This window comes from Stenotrophomonas sp. YJH_SMC_69 (assembly GCF_059370495.1).
The window spans coordinates 191,614-214,350 of sequence record NZ_JCAFTS010000006.1; the positions used below are offsets into that span (position 1 = coordinate 191,614).

The window sequence follows — 22,737 nt, forward strand, 5'->3', positions numbered from 1 at the left end:
CACGCATGGCGTGGATCTACTGCATTCGGTAGTGCCGGCCGCTGGCCGGCAACTTCCTGGATCGCGTATCCGGCATGGCGTGGATCTACCGGGCTTCGTCGAGCCGTTGTTCGAGGCCTGCGATCTCCGCAGCGTCGTTGAAGTGGTCGCCCTCCAGTCGTGCACGCACGAACGCCAGGGCATCCGCCGCCGCCGCATCCAGCGTGCCGCGATGATCGACCGGGTAGCGCCGGAACGCGACCGGCTCACCTCGCAAGGCCAGGCTTGCGGCGTACAGCAGGGTGGTCAGATAGGGCACGTCGCGGTCCTCGCTGCCATGGGCCAGCATCAGCGGCTGGCTGAAGCCGCGGCGCGGTACACCCAGATAGTCGTACAGCACCGCCCAGATGCCCGGCACGCTGGTCAGTGGTGCAGTAAACATGCTGCCGGTATCGGCGCCGTCCAGCGTGGCGGTCAGTTCGCTCAGGCACTGCTCGCGGGCCACTGCCACACGGGCACGGCCTGCGTCGCTGAGGACGCGGTCGATCTGAGGCGCGGCCTGCAGCAGGCCGTCGAGCAGATACGCGTGATATGCGTTGGGTGCGCCAGGATTGGCGGTGCGGTTGCCGGGATTCATCACCAGCGCGGTCAGTTCGACTGCGGTGGGCGTTCCGGCGGTGAAACTGCCGCGGTACTGCAGGGATGGGCCGCCATGGGAGGCGGCCAGATGGCCTGCTGTCAATGCGGCCGCGCCCCCCTGCGAATATCCGACCGAGACCCAGCGCGGCGACAATGTTGCCGTCCCCAGGTACTGGCGGCTGGCCTTGACCATGTCGATGGCGTTGCGCGCCGCGGTACGCACGTGCAGGTAGGCATGATTGCCTGGGCTGCCCAGGCCCTGGTAGTCGGCGGCGGCGACGGCATAGCCCTGGGCCAGGAACACGTCCAGGAAGCGTCCGTCGCGTTCGGCATGGGTGGGGCCGGAGACCGAGGGCGCACAGCGATCCGCAATGCCCTGAGTGCCATGTGCCCAGGACACCACCGGCCACCCGCCCGCAGGCGCCGCGCCGGCGGGCAGGTACAGCAGGCCGGTGCCTTCGGCCAGCTGGCCGCGGTGGTCCGGGGTGCGGTAGTGCAGCTTGTAGGCCTGCGCGGCCCTGGACGGCACCCATGACGCGCGATAGGGGGCAGCAGACAGCAGATCGCCCGGCGCGGCCGGTGCAGCGGCCAGGGGGCGCGGGGATAGCGCCAGCAGGGCGGTGGCGATGAGGCAGGACAGGGGACGGAAACTGCAGCGCAGTGGGGCCATGGGACGCTCCGTGATGGCCGGTGTGGCCGTTGCGCCGCAGTGTGGAGCGCCTCACCCAGGCGGGCTGCGACCGGCGTCGCATCCGCGCTGGATTCGTAGCATTCCTAGGTTCGGGCCTAGGTGGCGGCCCCGGCGCGGGGAGGCGGATGAGGAAAGCAGTCGAGCGTGGCTCAACTCCACAAAGAAGAAGGGCCCCTTTCGGGGCCCTCTCTTATTTCTTTTCCAGTCGCGCGTTGCGCTGGCCGGTGCTGGCGGACTTCTCGCCGGCGAACGGGTTCAGCTTGCGGATCATCCACGGGTACTTCGGCCACTTGCCTTCCAGCCACGGGTGATCCGGCTGGTTCAGCTGCAGGACGCGACGGGCGTCGTCGGCCAGGGTCTTGTTGCCCAGGTGGGTGTAGGAATCGGCCAGCACGGCCACGGCGTCGTACTGGAAGGCGCTCTGCGGGTAGGTTTCCAGCAGGTAGTTGGCGCGGCCCACGGCCGAGACCCAGGCGCCGCGGCGCATGTAGTACAGGGCGTTGTCCAGCTCGTGCTGGGCGAACACGTCACGCAGCTCCAGCATGCGCTGGCGCGCATCGGCGGCGTAGCGGCTGTTCGGGTAACGATCAACCACGATGTTGAAGTCCGAGTACGCCTGGTGCGGCGTGGACAGGTCGCGGCGGCTGGCATCCAGCGACCATACGCGGCGCAGGAAAACCGTACTGCGGTTGGAGTTGGCCAGGCCACGCAGGTAGTACAGGTACGCAATGTTGCGGTGGGTCGGGTAGGTGCGGATGAAGCGGTCGATGCTGGACACCGCGTCATCGTGCTTGCCGGCCTTGTACTGGGCGTAGGCGGTTTCGATCATCGCCTGCTCGGTGTACGGGCCGTACGGATACTGGGCCACCAGGCGGCGGAAGCTGGCTTCGGCGCCGCTCCAGTTGCCGCCCTGCATCAGCTTGTGGCTTTTCTCGTACAGCTGTTCGACCGGCACGCCTTCGTCGGGGCGATCACCCTTCTTGGCGCCGCGGTGGCAGCCGGTTGCGGCGATGACCAGCACCAGCAGCAGGGCGGTGAGGCGGACGGGCGCGGAGAGCATGGCGGAGCGTCGGATCATGGGGTCGAGGCGGGACGCGGCTGGAATACGAAGGGTCGATGATAGCCTAGTGTCCTGTCCAGCGACTGAAACCGGCCGCCGGGACCCCAAAATTTCAAAGAATGCCCCCTGCCATGTCTGAACAACCCTCTGAATCGGCCCGCCAGGCCATCGTCCCCGACACCGCTGCCGGCCGTCGTTTCGATGCCGTCGTGGCCGAACTGTTCCCCGAATATTCGCGTTCGCGCCTGACCGAGTGGATCAAGTCCGGTGACGTCCTGCTGGACGGCGCCCAGGTGCGCCCGCGCGATCCGCTGCGCGGCGGCGAGGTGGTGACCCTCCATGTGGTGCTGGAAACCCAGACCGACGCCCAGCCGGAGGACATCCCGCTGGACGTGCTGTTCGAGGACGAGCATGTGCTGGTGATCAACAAGCCGGTCGGCCTGGTGGTCCACCCCGGCGCCGGCAACCACAGCGGCACCCTGGTCAACGCGCTGCTGTTCCGCGACCCCTCGGTGGCGGTGCTGCCGCGCGCGGGCATCGTGCACCGCCTGGACAAGGACACCAGCGGCGTGATGGTGGTGGCCAAGACCCTGGAAGCGCAGACTGCATTGGTCGAGCAACTGGCGGCCCGTGACGTGCACCGCCAGTACCTGGCCATCGTGATGGGCGCGCTGGTGGCAGGCGGTACCGCCGATGCCCCGATCGACCGCCACCCGCGCGACCGGCTGAAGATGGCGGTGCGCGAAGACGGCAAGGAAGCGGTGACCCACTACCGCCTGCGCGAGCGCTTCCGTGCGCACACCGCGCTGGAGTGCCGCCTGGAAACCGGCCGTACCCACCAGATCCGCGTGCACATGGCACACGTGCGCCATCCGATCATCGGCGACCCGCTGTACGGCGGTGCGCTGAAGCTGCCCAAGGGTGCCAGCGACGAGCTGGTGGCCGCGCTGCGCGGCTTCAAGCGCCAGGCCTTGCACGCCGAGACCCTGGAGTTCATGCATCCGATCACTGGTGAGCCGGTGCGCAATACCGCGCCGGTGCCGGAGGACATGCTGCACCTGATGAAGGTGCTGCGCGAAGACAGCGAAGCCTTCGCCGCCCGCGAGCGGGATCGCTGGTGATGGCCGCCGCGCTGCCGTTGCTGCAGGCGGACTGGCCGGCGCCGGCAGGCGTCCATGCGCTGACCACGCGTCGGCATGGCGCGGGCATCTCGCCGGCGCCGTTCGCGCAGTTCAACCTCGGCAACCGGCACGCGGCCGATGGTGATACCCCGGCCAACGTGGAGCACAACCGCAAGCTGCTGCAGGAGGGGCTGGCACTGCCCTCGGCACCGCACTGGCTGCGCCAGGTGCACAGCAGCACCGTGCTGCGCTTCACCGCGCCACCGGTGCCCGGCACCAGCGAACCGGTGGCCGACGCCGCGGTGACTTCGGTGCCGGGCGTGGTGCTGGCGATCCTGACCGCCGACTGCCTGCCGGTGGTGTTTGCCGCGGCCGATGGCAGCGAGGTGGGTGCGGCCCATGCCGGCTGGCGTGGGCTGGCTGACGGCATGCTGGAGGCCACGGTGGCCGCCCTGCAGACGCCGCCGGCGCAGCTGCGGGCCTGGCTGGGCCCGGCCGCCGGGCCGTCCGACTATGAGATCGGCGAGGAGGTCTATCACGCCTTCGTCGGCCATGATCCGGCCGCCGAAGCGGCGTTCGTGGCGACCCGGCCGGGCCACTGGAAGGTGGACCTGTTCGCGCTGGCGCGGCAGCGGTTGCAGGCGGCGGGGATGGACCCGGCGCAGGTGTATGGCGGCACGGTGTCGACCATGGCCGATCCTGACCTGTATTCGCACCGGCGCGACCGTCGTACCGGGCGCATGGCGACCCTGGCCTGGATCGCGCCCTGACCCCGCCGCTGTTTGCGCGGGTGCTGGGGCCGGCCTTCGCCACTCTGGCAGCGCCGGTGCAGGCGCTGCATGCCGCGCCGTTGCCCTGCCGTTACGTGGGGCAGGCGCGCATCGTGAGGGGGCGGCACTGGCTGGTGCCGCTGCTGGCCACGTTGGCGCGGTTGCCGAAGGACGGCGACGCGCTGCCCACCGAAGTGGCGTTCAGTGCACGCGGGCAGGGCGAGCAGTGGGCGCGGCGGTTTGGCCGCTGGCCGATGGTGTCGCGGCTGTGGGCGCACGAAGGGCTTCTGCGCGAGCAACTGGGCGCGGTTCGCTTCGAGTTCGCACTGCAGGCCCGCGAGGGTGGTATCGACTGGTCGGTGCGGCGGGTCTGGGCGTTCGGGCTGCTGCCGCTGCCGACGCGTTGGTTCGGCGGTGTGCGCTGCCGTGAAGCCTGGCGCGGCGAGCGTTACACTTTCCTGGTCGATGTGACGCTGCCCTGGGCCGGAGCCCTGATCCGCTATGAAGGCTGGCTCGAACCACAGTGACGGCGCCGCCGGGACTGGCAGCGCGGTGATCGTGTTCGACGGCGTGTGCGCCCTGTGCAACCGCTGGGTGCGCTTCCTGCTGCGTTTCGACCGCAAGGGGCGTTACCGTTTTGCGGCGATGCAGGGGCAGCAGGGCAGCGCGATGTTGCGCGCGCACGGGCTGGACCCGCAGGACCCGATGTCGTTCCTGCTGCTGGATGCGCAGGGCACCTGGACCGATACCGATGCCATCCTGCGTGTACTGGCCGGGCTGGGCGGTGGATGGCGCCTGAGCGGCGTACTGAAGGTGCTGCCGCGCGGACTGCGCGACGCGGCGTACCGCGCGCTGGCCCGCAACCGCTACCGCTGGTTCGGGCGGCATGATGCCTGTCATCTGCCCGCACCGGAGCAGGCAGCGCGATTCCTGGATTGAAGAAAAAGGGGACGGAGGGGATTAAGTCGTTTGTGCACAAACGACTTAATCCCCTCCGTCCCCTTTTTCCTCAGCCTTCCAGTGCGTCCAGGTAGCTGCGCCGCCAGTGGTTGATGTCGTAGGTGCGCAGGTGCTCCATCATGGCGTGCCAGCGCTCCTTGCGCTTGCGCAGCGACATCGTCGCCGCGGTGGCGATGGCGTCGGCAACGCCATCCAGGTCGTGCGGGTTCACCAGCAGTGCCTGCTTGAGTTCGTCGGCGGCGCCGGCCAGCAGCGACAGCACCAGCACGCCCGGGTCCTCCGGGTCCTGCGAGGCCACGTATTCCTTGGCCACCAGGTTCATGCCATCACGCAGCGGCGTGACCAGCCCCACCGCCGCTGCACGGTAGAAACCGGTGAGGGTGGCATGGGTGAAGTTCTGGTTGACGTAGCGCAGCGGCGTCCAGTCCGGCTCGGCGTGGCCACCGTTGATGTGGCCGGCGATCTGCTCCAGCTGGCTGCGCAGCTGCCGGTACTCGGTGACATCACCGCGCGAGACGGGGGCGATCTGCAGGTAGGTCAGCGACCCGCGCTGGTCGGGATGGCGCTCAAGATACCGTTCAAAGCCGAGGAAGCGCTCGGGCAGGCCCTTGGAATAATCCAGGCGATCAACGCCGATCGCCAGTTGGCGATCACGCAGGCTCGCGCGCAGGTTCTTTACGGCGGCCTTGGTGGCGGCGGTACCGGCCTGGCGCGCGATCAGCTCGGTGTCGATGCCGATCGGGAACGCCGCCGCGCGGAAACGACGCCCGCCGGGTGCTTCCAGCTCGCCGTTGGCGAGTACCCGACCGCCGCCGAACAGGCGCAGGTAGGTCTGGAAGCGATCGGCATCGCGCTGGGTCTGGAAGCCCACCAGGTCATACGCGTAGAGCGCGGAGAACAACCGCAGGTGGTCGGGCATCGCCTGCAGCAGGTCGGCCGAGGGCATCGGGATGTGCAGGAAGAAGCCGATGCGGCAGCCGATGCCACGCTCGCGCAGCAGTGCGCCAAGCGGGATCAGGTGATAGTCGTGGATCCAGACGATGTCATCCTCGCGCAGCAAGGGCGCGAGCTTGTCGGCGAACAGTGCGTTGACCTTGTGGTAGGTCTCGCGGGTGGCACGGTCGTAGTCGACCAGATCCAGGCGGAAGTGCAGCAGCGGCCACAGCGTGCGGTTGGCAAAGCCGTTGTAGTAGCCGTCCACCTCGCGCTTGCTCAGGTCCATGGTGACGTAGTCGATGTCACCGTCTTTCTGCCGGTGCAGCGTGCCGCTGCCGTCCTTTACCGTCTTGCCGCTCCAGCCGAACCACAGGCCGCCGCGTTCCTTCAGGGCGGCCAGCAGGCCGACCGCCAGGCCGCCGGCGCGGTTCTCGCCGGGTACGGCCACACGATTTGAAACCACCACCAGACGACTCACGATGCCTCCTGCCAGGACCGCGACAGGCGCATCGCGGCAGTGATCAGGCCGACGTGCGAATAGGTCTGCGGGAAATTGCCCCAGGCCTCGCCGCTGTCGAAGGCCAGATCCTCCGACAGCAGGCCCAGGTGGTTGCGCTGCTTCAGCAGCAGCTCGAACATCTCGCGCGCCTCGTCCATGCGCCCGATCGCTGCCAGCGCATCGATGTACCAGAACGTGCAGATGGTGAAGCTGGTTTCCGGCTCACCGAAGTCATCCGGCGCGACATAGCGGTACAGCGAATTGCCATGCTTGAGGTCGCGGCCGATCGCATCGACGGTGGCGATGAAGCGGGCGTCCATCGCATCGATGAAGCCGATGTCGGCCAGCAGCAGGAGCGAGGCGTCCAGGCGATGGCCGCCGAAGGTATCGGTGAAGTGGCCCAGTTCCTCATTCCAGGACTCGGCCATGATGCGCGCATGGATGGTGTCGGCGCGCTCGCGCCAGTAGTGTGCACGGTCATCGCGCTTCAGGCGCACGGCGATCTTGCACAGGCGGTCGCAGGCGGCCCAGCACATCGCGCTGGTGTAGGTGTGTACCTCGGTGCGGCCACGGAACTCCCACAGGCCCGCATCGGGCACGTCATGCAGGGCGAAGGCCTGTTCGCCCAGCGGTTCGAGGCGGGCGAATGTGTGCGCGTCGCCGGGATCCTGCAGGCGGCGGTCGAAGAACAGCTGCGTGGAGGCCAGCACCACGCTGCCGTAGACATCGTGCTGGCGCTGCACCCAGGCCAGGTTGCCGCGGCGTACCGGGCCCATGCCGCGATAACCGGACAGGCTGGGCACTTCGTCTTCGTCCAGCTTGGCTTCAAAGCCGATGCCATACAGCGGCTGCAGCGTGCCGTCGGTGGTGGCCAGGTTGAAGATGTAGCCGAGGAACTGTTCCATCGTGCGCGTTGCGCCGAGACGGTTCAGCGCCCGCACCACGAAAGCTGCGTCACGCAGCCAGCAGTAGCGGTAGTCCCAGTTGCGCACGCTGCCGGGTGCTTCTGGAATGGAAGTGGTCATCGCCGCGATGATCGCGCCGCTGTCCTCGTACTGGCACAGCTTCAACGTGATCGCACTGCGGATGACCGCGTCCTGCCACTCCAGTGGAATGGACAGGTAGCGCACCCATTCGCGCCAGTAGTCGCGGGTGCGCTGGAAGGCTTCCTGCACGTAGCCGCTGATCGACCGGTTGAGCGACTCATCCACGCCCAGGATCAGGTGGATGGGATGGTTGAGCACGAACGGCAGGCCATCGCGCACGAAGCGCACCGGCACATCGGTGGTCAGCCGCAGCACGTGCTCCGGCAGGATCCAGCGCACATGGTTGCTGCCCCAGGTCGACTCTGGCACGCGTGCGCCCCAGTCGGCCAGCGGGCGCGCACGCACGGTGATGCGCGGGCTGCCAGCCAGCGGACGCACCTGGCGGATCAGGCTGACCGGCCGGTAGAAGCGGTCGTTCTGCCGCCAGCGGGGGGCGAAATCCAGGATTTCCAGTTCGCCGCCGTGCGCGTCGCGGAGCACCGTGCGCAGGATCGCCGTGTTGGTGAGGTATTCCTGCTCGCTGCTGGCGAAGTCTTCCAGCTCGATGGCGAAGTCGCCACCGGTCTGCTGGTTGGGGCCGAGCAGCGCACAGAAGGTAGGGTCGCCGTCGAAGGTGGGCAGGCAGCTCCAGACAACACGGGCACGTTTGTCGACCAGGGCGCCGAAGCTGCCGTTGCCGACCACGCCCAGATCAAGATCGGGTTGGGTCATCACGCGGTACATCTCGGTTGCGGCCGTGGGGGTTGGCCGGGTCAATAGGCATTCTCACGCAGCCAGGCGTGCACGCTGCGTATGTCGGGCAGCGCGAACACCGCCGCGCTGGGTTCACGTTCACCCACCAGCACGCTCCAGCCATGCTGGCTGTTGGCGGCATCGAAGCCGAATTCATCGGTGAGGTCGTCACCGAGAAACACCGGCAGGCGGCCGCGGAAGGGCAGGTACTGCATCATCCGGCGCACGGCACGGCCCTTGTCGGTGCCGACGGGCACGAACTCGACCACATGGTCGCCGGGTTGCAGGCGGTAACTGGCGCGGCCCCGCACGTGGCGATCGGCGAAGGCGCGCACATCACTTGCCGCGTGCGGCGCACCGCGCCAATGCAGGGCCAGGCCGACGCCCTTGTCTTCCACCAGCACGCCGGGATGGCCGTGGGCAAAGCGCATCGCCTGCTGGTGCAGCGCGTGCAGCCACTCGGCGGTGTCGTCGTCGTGTTCGTCGCGCAGCACACGACCATCCTCGCCGCGCAGTTCGTGCCCATGCAGGCCGGCGGCAGGCAGCTGGAGGGGAGCGAACAGCTGGTCCAGCTGTTCAAGCGGTCGGCCACTGACCAGTGCCACGGCGCCTTCCAGGCGGTCACTGATGCGGCCGATGGCTTCGCGCACATCCGGCAGGAGCTGCACGGCATCCGGTCGTGCAGCGAATTCGATGAGGGTGCCATCGACATCGAGGAACAACGCACAGGCGTCGTCCAGCAATGGCGGTGGCGGACGCAGGGGGAGCGGTTCAGCCATGACGACCAGCCTGCCAGCCTGGGCGTGTACGTGGGGTCGAGGGCAGGCTGCGGATCAGCTTCGGTGGGTGCCGACCGTTGGTCGGCACGGCAGGTCAGCCTGCATCCAGCCCAAACAGCGCGGACCAACGGTCCGCACCCACCCAATGCGATCAGAACGTATAGCGGACGCGGCCGTAGTAGTACGCGCCGTTGCTGCCGATCGGCGACAGCACGTCGTACGGCAGGTTGCCGAAGTAGTGGATATCGCTGTTGGATCGATCCGGGTAGTTGTCGGTCAGGTTCTGGCCACCGATCGCCACGCTCCATTGCGGGGTAATGCGGTACTCGACTTCGGCATCCAGCTGCCATTCGGCCTGGTAGGTCTGGCGCGGGATGTAGCCATCACCGAAGTTGAACACCCGGGTGGCGCTGCCGTAACGGTTCACGCGGGTGCTCAGCGACCAGTGGTCGTTGCTCCAGGCGGCCGAGAAGCTGCCACGCGTGCGCGGGGTGGCATCGGTCAGGGTGTTGGTCTCCTCGATGCCGAACAGTACGTAGTCCGGGTTCAGCGCGCGCAGCTGCGCCGGCGTGGCCAGCACATTCTTCAGCGTGGTCTTGGTGTAGGCGTAGGTGCCGGTCAGCAGCAGCTGGCCATCGCCCAGCGACTGCCGCCAGTTGCTTACCAGCTCGGCGCCACGGGTGCGGGTATCGGCGGCATTGACGAAGAAGCTGGCGCTCTGCAGGCCACTGACGCCGTAGCTGGCGGCCACGTAATCGGTCAGTGCATCGCCGGTGATGCTCTCCGACAGCGCGATGCGGTCGTCGATATCGATCTGGAAGAAGTCCAGCGACAGGTCGAAATGCTCGCCGATGCGGCTGGTGAAGCCCAGCGAGGTGTTGATCGACTTCTCCGGCTTCAGGTTCTGCGCACCCAGGCCACGCGCGATCGGATTGTTGACCGACAGCAGCCGGCCCTGCACCAGCTGGCCGCCGGCGTTGTAGCCGGTGGAGGTGGATTCGTAGCCGATCTGCGCCAGCGACGGAGCGCGGAAATTGTTGGAGATGGCACCGCGCAGTGCGAACGCCGGGGTGAATTCGTAGCGCAGGCCGAGCTTGCCGGTCAGTTCGCCGCCAAAGTCGTCGTTGTGCTCGTAGCGCGCGGCCAGGTCGGTGGAGAACTTCTCGCCGAACTGGCTGGACAGGCTGGCATAGGCGCTGGCCACGTCGCGCGACAGGGTGGCGGCGTCCTGTGGGGTCAGGCCGCCACCGGCCTGCGAGCCGGTCGGGCGGTCGGTGTACGGGCCCGCCGCATAGCTGGCCGGGTCGCCGGGGCGGGTCTGGTAGCGCTCATGGCGCGCTTCCACGCCCAGGCCCAGCGTGTGGCTGATGCTGTCGCTCTGGGTGAACACGCGGCTCAGATCGAGGTTGCCCACGGCCTGCGCGTACTCGTAGTCGGCGGTCTTGAAGCGGGTCGGGCTGGTCGGGCCCAGCGATGCGTTGAGCGAATCACGCAGGCGGTAGGTGAAGTCGTTCTGGCCGTAATCCAGGCTGCTGTCGTAGCTCCACTCGCCCCACTGGCCGCGCACGCCGGCCACGGCCTGTACGTCGCGGTTCTCGCCTTCGGAGATCGGTCGGTAGCCGTTCGGATAGACCTGCTTCCAGTTGGCATCGCCATCGGGATAGCGGAAGTAGTTGGCGCCTTCGGTATCGCGCTGGTTGAAGGTGCCGAACGCGTAGAACGTCGAGGTCTGGCCCACCGGAATCTCGGTGTTCAGCCACAGGTTGATGTCCTTGCTCTTGCCATCGCCCAGCACATAGTTGCGCTTGCCCTGCAGCGCCAGGTTGTCCGGCGTCTGGTCCCACGGCGGAATCTGGTCGAAGCCGGCGCGGTTGGTGCCGTTGCGGTGCTTGTATTCCAGGCCGACGCGCAGGAAGCCGCCGTCCTCGCCCAGCGAAGTACCGACCTTGGCGCTGACGTTGCCGGTCTGGCCGTCGGTGAGGGTGCGGCCGATCGGCTTGAGGTCGGTGTGGTTGGCACCGTAGCTGGCCTCGATCTCGCCACCGTCGCCGCCGTTGTCGAGGATCACGTTGATCACGCCGGCCACGGCGTCCGATCCGTAAAGCGCACCGGCACCATCGCGCAGCACTTCGATGCGCTTGATCGCGCTGACCGGGATCGCATTGAAATCGACCGGGGTGGTGCCCTTGCCGATCTTGCTGTCGGTGTTGACCAGTGCGGTGTGGTGGCGGCGCTTGCCGTTGACCAGCACCAGCACCTGGTCCGGCGACAGGCCACGCAACTGCGCCGCGCGCACGTGGTCGGCGCCACCGGAGTTGGACTGGCGCGGGAAGTTGAACGACGGCAGCAGCGCCTGCAGCGCGCTGCCCAGTTCACCGTTGACTACGCCGGCCTTGCGGATGTCCTCGGCGGTGAGCACATCCACCGGCGAGGTGGATTCGAGCACGGTGCGATCGGCGGCGCGGGTGCCGGTGACGATCACGGTGTCCAGGTTGGTGGCGTCCTGGGCCAGGACCGGGACGGCAGCGGAGGAAAGCACGAGGGCGATGGCGAGGCCGAGCGGCGACGCGGGCAGGCGGGCGGACATGGGGGCTCCAGCAACAACGACGACGGGGAAGGGGGAGATAGTTTCACTTACATCCATCCGGATGGAGCGATATATTATCTTCGCGTGATGGCCGGTGCCGATGCAAGTCCCTGCCGGTCCGGCATGAGCTGATGCCCGGTTGGCATCAGCACGCCGGGCCAGTGGCGCTGTACGCTGCCGGCTCGCCCTGTTCCCCTTCCCCGGAGCTGTACCGATGAAACACTTTGGCCTCGTCTTCGCCGTGCTGCTGGCCACCAGTGGCTGCGCCAGCCTCTCTTCGCAGGCGCCCAGCGCCTATGCCACGGCCACCACCGCCGAACTGAAGGGCGATGCCGCGCGTCCGTCCGCCGGCCACGGCTGGGTGCGCAGCGAGCTGTACTTCGGCGTAGGCGAAGAGCAGGGCGCCGGCAACCGCCCGCAGGCCGACACCATCAGCGAGGCGCAGTGGCGCACCTTCCTGGACAAGGAAGTGACCCCGCGCTTTCCGGATGGCCTGACCGTGTTCGATGCCTACGGCCAGTGGCTGTTCCGCGGTGATGCCTCGCCCAACCGTCTGCGCACCAAGGTGCTGGTGGTGCTGCACGAAGACACCCCGCAGCGCCGTGCCGATATCGAAGCCATCCGCCTGGCGTGGAAGCAGCAGACCAAACATCAATCGGTGCTGTGGTCGCGGCAGCCGGTCGAGGTATCGTTCTGAGTTGAAGGTGCCGCCGCGGTGCTGCAGGGAGCAATGATGAACTACAGGGAATGCCTGCTGGGCCTGGCATTGGCAGGCGTACTGGCACCGACGGCGCAGGCGGGTGGGGACGACGGCGAAACGCTGCGCTTCCAAGTGGCCGCGCACGTGCAGGCGCACGCCGATCCCCAGCAGGACGGCAGCATCGCGGTGCAGCTGTTACCGTCAGGCAAGCGCCAGACGCTTGAGGGCGCGGCCGATGCCGACGGCAATTCGCGATGGTCGCTCGAGGATGTCGATTTCGATGGCTACCCGGAACTGGTCGCGCGCGCCTCGGTGGGCATGGTCAACGAAGCGGTGACGGTGTACCGCTTCGATCCGGCCAGTGCCGGGTTCCGCGCGCTGCAGGCCGACACCCACGGCAAGGACAGTTGCGGTGACCTGATGGGGCTGACGGTCGACCGTCCGAGCCGCACGCTGACCAGCAGCTGCCGCAGCGGCCCGATGTGGTACACCGACCAGTACCGGTTTGCAGGCGCGAAGCTCTATCTGTACCGCGCCGAGAGCGTGCTGATGCTGGGCGATACGTTGAACGCCGCGCTGCAGTGGGAACAGACCGGCGAGCAGGGCCCGCTTGCCGTCTGGCGCACCTATGATGCCGCCGGCCGGGTGCTGGAAAGTGCCATCGCCGATGGCCTGGGTGCACCGCCGGATGGACCGTTGCGTGGCCAGCAGGCCACCGTGGTACCCGCGCGGCTGTTCCTGTTCGATCGACCCGGCGCATCCAGCACCAGGCGTTACCTGGTGCAGGGAGACCGCGTGGAGATGCTGGATGAACAGGATGGCTGGGTGAAGCTGCGCTACCGCAACCCGAAGGAGGGCGCGGTGGAGGGCTGGATCAACGTCAACGATTGACTCGATCTCCGCCGGTAGTTTGCCTATCGAGGTGATGTGCGCCTTGCCCACGGAGGCATCACTTCTTCGGGTCTAGCCTCGGATGCTCTCCCCTCGAGGATGTATCCGATGAGCAAGCGCGTTGCCGAGATCGTTGTCGATACCCTGCAGCAGGCGGGCGTCCGCCGCTGTTACGGCATCGTTGGCGATACCTTGAATCACGTCACCGATGCCCTGCACCGCAGTGAAATCGACTGGGTACATGTACGCCACGAAGAAGTGGCCGCCTTCGCTGCCGGCGCCGATTCGCTGGTGAGCGGCGAGTTGACCGCCTGTGCGGGTTCTTGTGGTCCCGGTGGCCTGCACTTCATCAACGGCGTCTTCGAGAGCAATCGCAACCGTGCACCGATGGTACTGATCGCCAGCCAGGTGGTGACCAGTGAGCTGGGCATGGAATTTCCGCAGGAAGTGGACTTCAAGGCGGTGTATGCCAGTTGTTCGGTGTTCTGCGAGCAGGTGCACAGCCCGGAGCAGGCGCGGCGCGTCGTGGCCCTGGCCTGCCAGGCCGCGATCAGCCGCCGTGGCGTGGCGGTGGTGATCCTGCCGGCCGACATCAGCCAGGCCGAGGTGAAGCACGATGTGCCGTTCTCGGTGCACTACACCCAGCCGGTGCTGCGCCCGTCCGATGCCGAGCTGCAGCGCATCACCGAACTGCTGGGGCAGGGCAAGCGCATCGGCATCTATGCCGGTGCCGGTTGCCAAGGCGCGCACGCGCAGCTGCTGGAGCTGGCCCGGCGCCTGCAGGCGCCCATCGCGCATACCTCGCGCGCCAAGGATTTCGTCGAGCCGGACAACCCGTACAACATGGGCATGACCGGCATCTTCGGCATCGAATCCGGCTTCCACACGCTGATGGAGTGCGACACGCTGCTGCTGCTCGGCGCCGATTTCGCCTGGGGCCAGTTCTACCCGGACAAGGCCACGATCATCCAGGTCGACCGCGATGGCAGTCACCTCGGCCGCCGCCACCCGGTGAGCCTTGGCGTGGTCGGTGACATCGCACCGACGCTGGACGCGCTGCTGCCGATGCTGCCGCCGCGCGAGGACAGCAGTTTCCTGGACGAGTGCATCGGGCGTCGCGACAAGGCGCTGAAGAAGCGCGAACAGGAAGAACAGCCGGGCGAGGGTGAATTGATCCACCCGCAGCATCTGACGGCATTGCTGTCGAGGCATGCCAGCGACGATGCGCTGTTCACCGCCGACGGGGGTTCGCCGATGGTGTGGGTGCTGCGCCATATCCGCGTCAACGGCCGCCGCCGCACGCTGACCAGCCTGCTGCACGGCACGATGGCCAACGCGATGCCGCAGGCGCTGGGCCTGCAGAAGGCCTTCCCCGGCCGGCAGGTGATCTCGCTGTCCGGTGATGGTGGCCTGGCGATGCTGCTGGGTGACCTGCTCACGGCAGTGCAGGAGAACCTGCCGATCAAGGTGGTGGTGTTCAACAATGGTTCGCTGAACTTCGTCGAGCTGGAGCAGAAGGTGGAGGGCCTGCTGGACAACTACACCGACCTGAAGAACCCGGACTTCGGCCGCCTGGCCGAGGTCATCGGCTTCCACGGCCGCACGGTGACCCGCAGCGAGGATCTGGAAGAGGCGGTGCTGGATTTGCTGTCCCAGCGCGGCCCGGCGCTGCTGGACGTGCATACCAGCCGCGCGGAGCTGGTGATGCCGCCGCAGATCGAGGCCAAGCAGGTGGCCGGTACGGCGTTGTACGCGGCCAAGGCAGTGTTGAACGGCCGCTTCGACGACGTGAAGCATCTGCTGGTGGACAACTTCCTGAAGAAGTAGAGGGTTGGTCGATGCAGGGCTGCGCCCTGCACCCGCGGTAGTGCCGGCCGCTGGCCGGCCACTCAGAAGCAACGGCGGCCATCCGTGTGGTAGGTGTCGACCTTGGTCGACACGGTAGATCCACGCCATGCGTGGATGAACGAACGAATGATCGAAATAATCTTCTGTAGAGCCGAGCCATGCTCGGCTCAGAGCCTTCGCGTACAGCGGGCGAGCATGGGCTCGGCACTGCAGCGAGAGCCTGCCTTGGCTTTGGATCTTTTGATCTTCTTCCGTGGCTGCCGCGCGCAGGAAACTGTCAGGGGTCGGTCGGGTGGGCTGCGCAGGACCGTTGGCGCCATGGATGGCGCCATCGAGCCCCCGTGGGTGAGGGCGCTTTGCTTGCGAAGCCCTGCTTCGCAAGGCCCGAACGCACAGCCGCCAGCGGCTGGGCCGGTCTGGGGATTTACGGCGTGTCCTGCGCAGCCCCCCCGACCGGCCGAACTCGCAATGCCAGTCGACTAACAGTCGACTCTACCCGCGACCAGCCACGAGGGGCCCCGCCGTTGGCTGGAACCCATCATTCCACGACGGAATTGGCGCGCCGGCCTCGCTGGGCCTACCATCGGCGCTCCCCACCCCCACCGCCCCTTCCATGTCCGCTCCCGCTTCCGCCGTACCGCGTCGCTGGTTCGTCGCCGGCGACTTCAACGGCTTCTTCGGCCTGGTCGTCGACAACCTCTCCATCCTCGGCTTCATCGCCATGGCCCTGGTCGGGATCTTCCAGTTCCCCGCCGACGTGGTGTTCGGCCGAATGTTCCCCGGCACCGCCTTTGGCGTGCTGGTCGGCAACCTGCTGTACACCCTGATGGCGCGCCGGCTGGCGGCACGTACCGGCCGCGACGATGTCACCGCCATGCCGCTCGGCCTGGATGCCCCCACCAGCATCGGCATGGCCCTGCTGGTGCTCGGCCCGGCCTTCCTCGCGTTCAAGCAGCAGGGCATGGACCCGCACGCTGCGGGCATCGCCACTTGGCAGCTGGGCATGGCCGCGCTGGTCATCATGGGCGTGCTCAAGTTCGTGCTGTCGTTCTTCGGTGAAGCGGTCACCCGCGCACTGCCGCGAGCTGCGCTGCTGGGTTCCATCGCCGGCATCGCGCTGGTGCTGATGGGCCTGCTGCCGCTGCTGGAAACGCTGCGCTCGCCGCTGGTCGGCTTCACCACGCTGGGCCTGCTGCTGTATGTGCTGATCGCCAAGGGCAAGCTGCCGGTGCGTGGCCCGGGCGTGCTGCTGGCCTTCGTGTTCGGCACCGTGCTGTATTACGGCCTTGGACTGGCCGGGCTGGGCGCGCCCGGCTTCCATGTGCCGGAATGGGTGCCGCCGCAGGTGGTGCTGCCGCTGCCGACGCTGGGCTTCCTTGAGGGCCTGCCCACGGCGATGACCTACCTGCCGCTGCTGCTGCCGTTCGGCCTGCTGATGGTGGTCGGCGGCATCAATGTGTCTGAGAGCGCACGCGCGGCTGGCGATGACTACCGCACCCGCGACATCCTGCTGGTGGAAGCGGTGGCCACGCTGGTGGCGGGTGTCTGTGGCGGTGTCGCGCAGACCACGCCCTACATCGGCCAGCCTGCCTACAAGCACATGGGCGCGCGCAGCGGCTACACGCTGCTGACCGGCCTGTTCGTCGGCATCGGCGGCATGCTCGGCATCATCTCCGGGCTGGTGCAGTGGCTGCCGCTGGCGGTGCTGGCACCGATCATCGTGTACGTGGCCATCGACATCACCACCCAGGCCTTCCAGGCCACGCCGCGCCACCATACCGGCGCGATGGTGTTCGGTTTCCTGCCGTCGGTGGCTTACCTGCTGGCGATCAAGGCGCCGGGCTGGATCGCACCGGACCAGCTGCCGCAGCTGCTGACCAAGCTCGACGGCCACGGCCTGCCCGAGCTGGCGGTGATCTTCACCCTGGGCAATGGCTTCATCATCACCTCGATGCTGTGGATCTCGGCCGTGGCGGCGATGGTCGATGGCCGCCTGCGCCGTGCCTGTGGCGTCCTGCTGGTGGCCGCCGGGCTGACCCTGTTCGGCCTGATCCACTCGGTGGACCCGCGCGGTGGCATCTACCTGCCGTGGGACCTGGAAGGATTGGCGCGCATCATCAGTTTGCAGTTTGCCGGCGCCTACGTGGCCCTGGCGGTGCTGCTGGGCCTGCTTTCGCTGCAGAAGCAGCCGGTGCAACCGCTGGGTGATCGCACCGATCATTGACCGGTGACGCCGGGCATGGCCCGGCGTTACCGCTCCTTCCACTTCTGGTGCTCTGTAGAGCCGAGCCTGCGCTCGGCTGCTCTGAGCCGAGCATGGCTCGGCTCTACAGGGGCGTGTTGCAGGCGGCGAATGATCACAGCGCGCTCTGCCGGTCAGCGGCCGGCACTACCGTTCGGCGTCCAGTTCCGGGTAATGGCGGAAGATGCCGTTGGTGTTGAACGGCAACCGCCGCTCAGACGCCAGATAGGCGGCGATGTTGGGTCGTTTCGCCACTCGTTCCTGCAGCGCGCGCAGCCGGGGCAGGGTGGGGCCGAGCGCCTGCATGCGGCGCGGAAACATGTAGTCCAGCCCGCTCAGCAGCTGGAACAGTGACAGATCCACATAGGAGTGCTCGCGCAGTGCATGGCGGCCACCGTTGGCGGCCATCACCTGCTCGAAATAGCCGAGGAACTTGGGCAGGCGCTCGCTGCGCAGTGACGCGGCTCGTGCCCTGGCCTCGGTCTTCTGCTGTTCGTAGTACTTCGATGCGGCGATCGGATGGTGGGTGTCGTGCACCTCGGCTACCAGGTCGGCGATGGTCAGCTGCAGTTGCAGCGCCTGCATCCGCCGCGATGCGGCCTGCGGCACCAGGTCCAGCGTCGGGCCGAGGAAATCCAGGATCGCCGCGACCTGCGCGATGACCTGGCGGCCGGCCTTCAGGAACGGCGGCGCAAAGGGCTGTGCCCCTTCGTTGCGACCCTCCAGAAACGGCTGCATCACCGCATCGCCGTGCACCCGCGCCATGTCGATGTAGTCGGCGCCGGCATCTTCCAGCGCCAGGCGCACGAACTCGCCACGGCCCTGGATGCCGGTCCAGTAGTACAGCGCGTACTGCATGGCAGAGTCTCCACGGGACAGGACTCCTAGCCTCGCGCGGATGGCGCAAAGCAGACGTGAGCGCGGCCTTGCTGCAGGTCTCAACCCGAACGGCAGCGGAACAGGCGGGGAACCGGCTGCACTCGATGGGGTCACACCTTCTCCATGCGTGTGAAACGAGGTGCTGCATCATGCAGAGTGGAAAGGCGGTCTGGCCCTGGGTGTTGGGTGTGGTGGTGATCGGTGGCGCGGGCGGCTGGTTGTTCCGCGATCAGCTGAAGAGCCTGGCCGACGGTGTCCCGGTGCCGGTGCAATCAACCCCTGCCAGTACCAGTGCACAACCGCAGGCGGCCGCAGAGCCCGCGCCAGCACCACCATCGATCAGGCATCCGCTGGATACCGAGGCCGCCGCCGACCCGGCGCTGCCGAAACTGGCTGACAGCGACGCCGCGGCCTGGGGCGCACTGAGCCAGCTGTTCCAGGGCGAGGGGCCGCTGACCCTGCTGCTGCGTGATCACCTGATCCAGCGCCTGGTCACCCAGGTCGACAACCTGGACAAGCCCAGCGTGCCGCCGACCGCGCTGGCCGCGCGGCCGCTGCCGGGCAACCTGCAGGTCGATACGGGCGAAGGCGGCGAACGCATCGCCGCCAGCAATGCGGCACGCTATGCGCCTTACGTACAGGCGTTCACTGCGCTGGACCCGGCGGCAACGGCTACCGCTTACAAGCGCTTCTATCCGCTGATCCAGCAGGCCTATGCCGACCTTGGCCGGCCCGAGGGCTATTTCAACGACCGCCTGGTCATGGTGATCGACCACCTGCTGGACACCCCGGAACTGGCCCAGTCGCCGCAGGTGCAGCGCGATGAGCGCGGCCGCTATCGCTTCGTCGATCCCACCCTGCAGTCACGCTCGATCGGGCAGAAGGCCCTGCTACGCATGGATCCTGCACAGGCGCGGGCGATCAAGCAGCAGCTGCGGGCGATCCGCAGCGCGATCACCCGCTGAGCCCGTCCACCGTGCGGAACTGATCGGGATCAACGCGCCGACCACACGCGCTCCGGCATGCTGGCCGCAGGCTGACTGGCCCCGGGGTGCAGTCGCAGCCACCCTTGAAACCGGGTGGGGCAACCGCATCTTTCCAGCATTGCCGGCCCAGGCCGGCCCTGAAGACCGATGAGGATTCGCAATGCGGATGGACAAGCTCACCTCGCGTTTCCAGCAGGCGCTGGCAGACGCACAGTCGTTGGCCGTGGGCCGCGACAACAGCATCATCGAACCGGTTCACCTGTTCAGCGCGCTGCTGGACCAGCAGGGTGGCAGCACGCGCCCGCTGCTGGCCCAGGCCGGGGTGAACGTGCCGGTGCTGCGCGAGCGCCTGACCGAGGCGCTGGACGCACTGCCCAAGGTATCCGGCCAGGCCGGCAACGTCTCGATGGGCAACGATCTGGGGCGCCTGCTGAACCAGACCGACAAGCTGGCGCAGCAGCACGGGGACGCCTTCATTGCCAGCGAGTGGTTCGTGCTGGCGGCGCTGGACGATGGCGGCACGCTGGGCATGGCGCTGCGCGCCGCTGGTGCCGACAAGACGCGCCTGCAGGCGGCGATCGACAAGCTGCGTGGCGGCGAGAACGTGCAGTCGGAGAATGCCGAGGAGCAGCGGCAGGCGCTGGAGAAGTACACCATCGACCTGACCGCGCGGGCCGAGAGCGGCAAGCTCGACCCGGTGATCGGCCGTGACGAGGAAATCCGCCGCACCATCCAGGTGCTGCAGCGCCGGACCAAGAACAACCCGGTGCTGATCGGCGAACCCGGCGTGGGCAAGACCGCGATCGTGGAAGGGCTGGCCCAGCGCATCATCAACGACGAAGTACCCGAGGGCCTGCGCGGCAAGCGCGTGCTGTCGCTGGACATGGGCGCGCTGATCGCCGGGGCCAAGTTCCGCGGCGAATTCGAGGAGCGCCTGAAGGGTGTACTCAACGACCTGGCCAAGAACGAAGGCCAGATCATCCTGTTCATCGATGAACTGCACACCATGGTCGGCGCGGGCAAGGCCGACGGCGCGATGGATGCCGGCAACATGCTGAAGCCGGCGCTGGCACGCGGCGAGCTGCACTGCATCGGTGCGACCACGCTGGACGAATACCGCAAGTACATCGAGAAGGACGCTGCGCTGGAGCGCCGCTTCCAGAAAGTGTTCGTCGGTGAGCCGTCGGTGGAGGACACCATCGCGATCCTGCGCGGGCTGAAGGAAAAGTACGCCGTGCACCACGGGGTGGAGATCACCGACCCGGCCATCGTGGCCGCCGCCACGCTGTCCAACCGCTACATCACCGATCGCCAGCTGCCGGACAAGGCCATCGACCTGATGGACGAGGCGGCCTCGCGCCTGCGCATGGAGATCGACTCCAAGCCGGAGGAGCTGGATCGCCTGGAACGCCGGGTGATCCAGCTGAAGATCCAGCGCGAGATGCTGAAGAAGGAAAAGGACGAAGCCTCGCGGCAGCGGCTGGCCGACCTGGAGAACGACATCGACGGGCTGGAGCGCGAGTTCTCCGACCTCAATGAAATCTGGAAGTCGGAGAAGGCTGCGCTGCAGGGCGCCACCAAGATCAAGGAGCAGGTCGAGCAGGCCAAGCTGGAACTGGAAGCCGCGCAGCGCCGCCAGGATTTCGCCAAGATGAGCGAGATCCAGTACGGCCTGTTGCCGCAGCTGGAAAAGCAGCTGGCCGCCGCCCAGGAAGCCGAACACAAGGACTTCAAGCTGGTGCAGGACCGGGTCACCGACGAGGAGATCGCCGAGGTCGTGTCGCGCTGGACCGGCATTCCGGTCAACAAGATGCTCGAAGGCGAGCGCGACAAGCTGCTGCGCATGGAAGAAGTGCTGCACAACCGTGTGGTCGGCCAGGAGGAAGCGATCAAGGTCGTCTCCGATGCCGTGCGCCGTTCGCGTGCAGGCCTGTCCGATCCGAACCGTCCGGCCGGCTCGTTCCTGTTCCTCGGCCCGACCGGCGTCGGCAAGACCGAGCTGTGCAAGTCGCTGGCCGAATTCCTGTTCGACAGCGCCGACGCGATGATCCGCATCGACATGAGCGAATTCATGGAGAAGCACAGCGTCGCCCGCCTGATCGGCGCCCCCCCGGGTTACGTGGGCTACGAGGAAGGCGGCTACCTGACCGAGGCGGTGCGCCGTCGCCCGTATTCGCTGATCCTGCTGGACGAAGTGGAGAAGGCGCATCCGGATGTGTTCAACATCCTGCTGCAGGTGCTGGACGATGGCCGCCTGACCGATGGCCAGGGCCGCACCGTGGACTTCCGCAATACCGTCATCGTGATGACCTCGAACCTGGGCTCGCACCAGATCCAGGACATGAGCGCCGACGACAGCCCGGAGGCCTACACGCAGATGAAGGCAGCGGTGATGGGCGTGGTGCAGGCGCACTTCCGTCCGGAGTTCATCAACCGCCTGGACGACATCGTGGTGTTCCACCCGCTGGACAAGCAGCAGATCAAGCAGATCGCGCGCATCCAGATGCGCGGGCTTGAGAAGCGGCTGGCCGAGCGCGGGTTGAAGCTGGCGGTCTCCGATGCGGCGTTCGACCTGCTCGGCAACGTCGGCTTCGATCCGGTGTACGGCGCGCGCCCGTTGAAGCGTGCGATCCAGTCGCAGCTGGAAAACCCGCTGGCGCAGCAGATCCTGTCCGGCGCCTTCGTCAACGGCGATACCATCGAAGTCGGCAACGACGGTGGTCGCCTGGTGTTCGCCAAGGCTTGAACCGGTGGCGCCCCGGCCATGGCTGGGGCGCCATCCGAGCCTTGGCAGCGCACGATGGTCCTGTTTCACTTTCGCAAGGATGAGGAGAACCGCATGGACGTTGCCCGCAGGGCTTCACTCTGCATGACGCTGGCGTTGGCTGCTGTTTGTGGACACGCCGCGGCCGCCGAACAGGTCCAGCTGCCGCCGATGAAGGGCTACCAGCAGGCCCACCAGAGCACCGACGCGCAAGGCAACCGCATCACCGAGTACGTGCCACAGGGCCAGACCGTGCACGACTGGACCGACATGGTCACCGTCAACGATGCGCCGAACAGTGGCCATGTGAGTCCGCGTGAGTTCCTCGGCATCATCGAGGCGGGGTGGCGCATCGCCTGTCCGGCGGCGCAGAGCCACTGGATCCGCGAAGGTGAAGAAGGGGGACGGCCATTCGCCCTGCTGATGCTCAGCTGCCCGCGGAATCCGGGGACAGGCAAGCCGGAGTTCACCTGGATCAAGGGCGTGCAGGGCAGGCAGGGCTTCCACACCGTGCAGAAGTCGTTCCGCTCCGAGCCGGAGAAGGAGGACGTCGTGCAGTGGATCGGCTGGCTGCGCGAGGTCGGGTTGTGCGGCAACGGCGACGCACCGGCCTGCCGCTGACCGCAGA

General features: G+C 67.3%; 18 protein-coding genes. 11 read left to right on the top strand and 7 right to left on the bottom strand.

Going from position 1 to position 22,737, the window contains the following annotated elements; genetic code table 11:
- Positions 1–85: 85 nt before the first annotated feature.
- Both AC5P8F_RS12715 and AC5P8F_RS12720 read right to left on the bottom strand, forming a co-directional pair.
- The gene (locus AC5P8F_RS12715) at positions 86–1,288 is read right to left on the bottom strand and encodes a lipase family protein (RefSeq protein ID WP_111206595.1); all 1,203 of its coding nucleotides are present in this window, start codon (positions 1,286–1,288) and stop codon (positions 86–88) included.
- 211 nt (positions 1,289–1,499) lie between these two features.
- Positions 1,500–2,387, bottom strand: coding sequence for an outer membrane protein assembly factor BamD (locus tag AC5P8F_RS12720; RefSeq protein ID WP_032960726.1), 888 nt, complete (start codon positions 2,385–2,387; stop codon positions 1,500–1,502).
- A gap of 113 nt (positions 2,388–2,500) precedes the next feature.
- On the opposite strand from AC5P8F_RS12720, the gene rluD reads away from it, so the two are divergent.
- The 4 genes from rluD to AC5P8F_RS12740 are packed head-to-tail and all read left to right on the top strand — an operon-like array spanning position 2,501 to position 5,199.
- A complete protein-coding gene (rluD, locus tag AC5P8F_RS12725) occupies positions 2,501–3,490 on the top strand; it encodes a 23S rRNA pseudouridine(1911/1915/1917) synthase RluD (RefSeq protein WP_014038257.1) in 990 nt (329 codons plus the stop codon).
- Complete coding sequence (gene pgeF, locus AC5P8F_RS12730; protein ID WP_111206593.1) at positions 3,490–4,260, top strand: peptidoglycan editing factor PgeF; 771 nt, start codon at positions 3,490–3,492, stop codon at positions 4,258–4,260. Before rluD ends, pgeF begins: the two co-directional genes overlap by 1 nt.
- 20 nt (positions 4,261–4,280) lie before the next feature.
- Positions 4,281–4,787: a DUF4166 domain-containing protein gene (locus AC5P8F_RS12735; protein ID WP_049440363.1), complete on the top strand. Its 507-nt coding sequence runs from the start codon at positions 4,281–4,283 to the stop codon at positions 4,785–4,787.
- A complete protein-coding gene (locus AC5P8F_RS12740) occupies positions 4,762–5,199 on the top strand; it encodes a thiol-disulfide oxidoreductase DCC family protein (RefSeq protein ID WP_111206591.1) in 438 nt (145 codons plus the stop codon). Before AC5P8F_RS12735 ends, AC5P8F_RS12740 begins: the two co-directional genes overlap by 26 nt.
- Positions 5,200–5,269: 70 nt before the next feature.
- Here the strand turns inward: AC5P8F_RS12740 and otsA are convergent, their stop codons facing one another.
- The 4 genes from otsA to AC5P8F_RS12760 form a co-directional block, all read right to left on the bottom strand.
- Positions 5,270–6,634 carry an alpha,alpha-trehalose-phosphate synthase (UDP-forming) gene (gene otsA / locus AC5P8F_RS12745; protein WP_014648191.1) on the bottom strand — a complete coding sequence of 455 codons (1,365 nt, stop codon included), beginning with the start codon at positions 6,632–6,634 and terminating at the stop codon, positions 5,270–5,272.
- Complete coding sequence (locus tag AC5P8F_RS12750; protein WP_032960733.1) at positions 6,631–8,412, bottom strand: glycoside hydrolase family 15 protein; 1,782 nt, start codon at positions 8,410–8,412, stop codon at positions 6,631–6,633. The genes otsA and AC5P8F_RS12750 overlap by 4 nt, the downstream gene beginning before the upstream one ends.
- 41 nt (positions 8,413–8,453) lie before the next feature.
- Positions 8,454–9,212: a trehalose-phosphatase gene (gene otsB, locus AC5P8F_RS12755; RefSeq protein WP_014648189.1), complete on the bottom strand. Its 759-nt coding sequence runs from the start codon at positions 9,210–9,212 to the stop codon at positions 8,454–8,456.
- A gap of 151 nt (positions 9,213–9,363) precedes the next feature.
- Positions 9,364–11,799, bottom strand: a complete 2,436-nt coding sequence (locus tag AC5P8F_RS12760; protein ID WP_329768496.1) for a TonB-dependent receptor plug domain-containing protein — start codon at positions 11,797–11,799, stop codon at positions 9,364–9,366.
- Positions 11,800–12,013: 214 nt separating this feature from the next.
- Between AC5P8F_RS12760 and AC5P8F_RS12765 the strand changes: the two genes are divergently transcribed.
- From AC5P8F_RS12765 to AC5P8F_RS12780, 4 genes are all read left to right on the top strand, one after another.
- Complete coding sequence (locus tag AC5P8F_RS12765; protein ID WP_126411289.1) at positions 12,014–12,496, top strand: DUF3574 domain-containing protein; 483 nt, start codon at positions 12,014–12,016, stop codon at positions 12,494–12,496.
- A gap of 36 nt (positions 12,497–12,532) precedes the next feature.
- A complete protein-coding gene (locus tag AC5P8F_RS12770) occupies positions 12,533–13,390 on the top strand; it encodes an XAC2610-related protein (protein ID WP_180835132.1) in 858 nt (285 codons plus the stop codon).
- 108 nt (positions 13,391–13,498) lie between these two features.
- Positions 13,499–15,217: a thiamine pyrophosphate-dependent enzyme gene (locus AC5P8F_RS12775; RefSeq protein ID WP_014648186.1), complete on the top strand. Its 1,719-nt coding sequence runs from the start codon at positions 13,499–13,501 to the stop codon at positions 15,215–15,217.
- A 634-nt stretch (positions 15,218–15,851) separates the two neighbouring features.
- On the top strand, positions 15,852–17,462 hold the full coding sequence (locus AC5P8F_RS12780; RefSeq protein WP_126411287.1) for a SulP family inorganic anion transporter: 1,611 nt from the start codon (positions 15,852–15,854) through the stop codon (positions 17,460–17,462).
- Between the two features lie 165 nt (positions 17,463–17,627).
- Here AC5P8F_RS12780 and AC5P8F_RS12785 read toward each other — a convergent pair whose 3' ends face one another.
- The gene (locus AC5P8F_RS12785) at positions 17,628–18,338 is read right to left on the bottom strand and encodes a glutathione S-transferase (protein ID WP_053495831.1); all 711 of its coding nucleotides are present in this window, start codon (positions 18,336–18,338) and stop codon (positions 17,628–17,630) included.
- A 170-nt stretch (positions 18,339–18,508) separates the two neighbouring features.
- On the opposite strand from AC5P8F_RS12785, the gene AC5P8F_RS12790 reads away from it, so the two are divergent.
- From AC5P8F_RS12790 to AC5P8F_RS12800, 3 genes are all read left to right on the top strand, one after another.
- The gene (locus AC5P8F_RS12790; protein ID WP_329768495.1) at positions 18,509–19,324 is read left to right on the top strand and encodes a DUF3014 domain-containing protein; all 816 of its coding nucleotides are present in this window, start codon (positions 18,509–18,511) and stop codon (positions 19,322–19,324) included.
- 181 nt (positions 19,325–19,505) lie between these two features.
- Positions 19,506–22,091 carry an ATP-dependent chaperone ClpB gene (clpB, locus tag AC5P8F_RS12795; RefSeq protein WP_012481080.1) on the top strand — a complete coding sequence of 862 codons (2,586 nt, stop codon included), beginning with the start codon at positions 19,506–19,508 and terminating at the stop codon, positions 22,089–22,091.
- A gap of 93 nt (positions 22,092–22,184) precedes the next feature.
- A complete protein-coding gene (locus AC5P8F_RS12800; protein WP_227864321.1) occupies positions 22,185–22,730 on the top strand; it encodes a hypothetical protein in 546 nt (181 codons plus the stop codon).
- The last annotated feature ends 7 nt before the right edge of the window (positions 22,731–22,737 follow it).

Coding starts and splice junctions, on each gene's coding strand:
- AC5P8F_RS12715 (WP_111206595.1), bottom strand. CDS start 1,288: ATGGCCCCACTGCGCTGCAGTTTCCGTCCCCTGTCCTGCCTCATCGCC.
- AC5P8F_RS12720 (WP_032960726.1), bottom strand. CDS start 2,387: ATGATCCGACGCTCCGCCATGCTCTCCGCGCCCGTCCGCCTCACCGCC.
- rluD (WP_014038257.1), top strand. CDS start 2,501: ATGTCTGAACAACCCTCTGAATCGGCCCGCCAGGCCATCGTCCCCGAC.
- pgeF (WP_111206593.1), top strand. CDS start 3,490: ATGGCCGCCGCGCTGCCGTTGCTGCAGGCGGACTGGCCGGCGCCGGCA.
- AC5P8F_RS12740 (WP_111206591.1), top strand. CDS start 4,762: ATGAAGGCTGGCTCGAACCACAGTGACGGCGCCGCCGGGACTGGCAGC.
- AC5P8F_RS12750 (WP_032960733.1), bottom strand. CDS start 8,412: ATGACCCAACCCGATCTTGATCTGGGCGTGGTCGGCAACGGCAGCTTC.
- otsB (WP_014648189.1), bottom strand. CDS start 9,212: ATGGCTGAACCGCTCCCCCTGCGTCCGCCACCGCCATTGCTGGACGAC.
- AC5P8F_RS12760 (WP_329768496.1), bottom strand. CDS start 11,799: ATGTCCGCCCGCCTGCCCGCGTCGCCGCTCGGCCTCGCCATCGCCCTC.
- AC5P8F_RS12765 (WP_126411289.1), top strand. CDS start 12,014: ATGAAACACTTTGGCCTCGTCTTCGCCGTGCTGCTGGCCACCAGTGGC.
- AC5P8F_RS12770 (WP_180835132.1), top strand. CDS start 12,533: ATGAACTACAGGGAATGCCTGCTGGGCCTGGCATTGGCAGGCGTACTG.
- AC5P8F_RS12775 (WP_014648186.1), top strand. CDS start 13,499: ATGAGCAAGCGCGTTGCCGAGATCGTTGTCGATACCCTGCAGCAGGCG.
- AC5P8F_RS12780 (WP_126411287.1), top strand. CDS start 15,852: ATGTCCGCTCCCGCTTCCGCCGTACCGCGTCGCTGGTTCGTCGCCGGC.
- AC5P8F_RS12785 (WP_053495831.1), bottom strand. CDS start 18,338: ATGCAGTACGCGCTGTACTACTGGACCGGCATCCAGGGCCGTGGCGAG.
- AC5P8F_RS12790 (WP_329768495.1), top strand. CDS start 18,509: ATGCAGAGTGGAAAGGCGGTCTGGCCCTGGGTGTTGGGTGTGGTGGTG.
- clpB (WP_012481080.1), top strand. CDS start 19,506: ATGCGGATGGACAAGCTCACCTCGCGTTTCCAGCAGGCGCTGGCAGAC.
- AC5P8F_RS12800 (WP_227864321.1), top strand. CDS start 22,185: ATGGACGTTGCCCGCAGGGCTTCACTCTGCATGACGCTGGCGTTGGCT.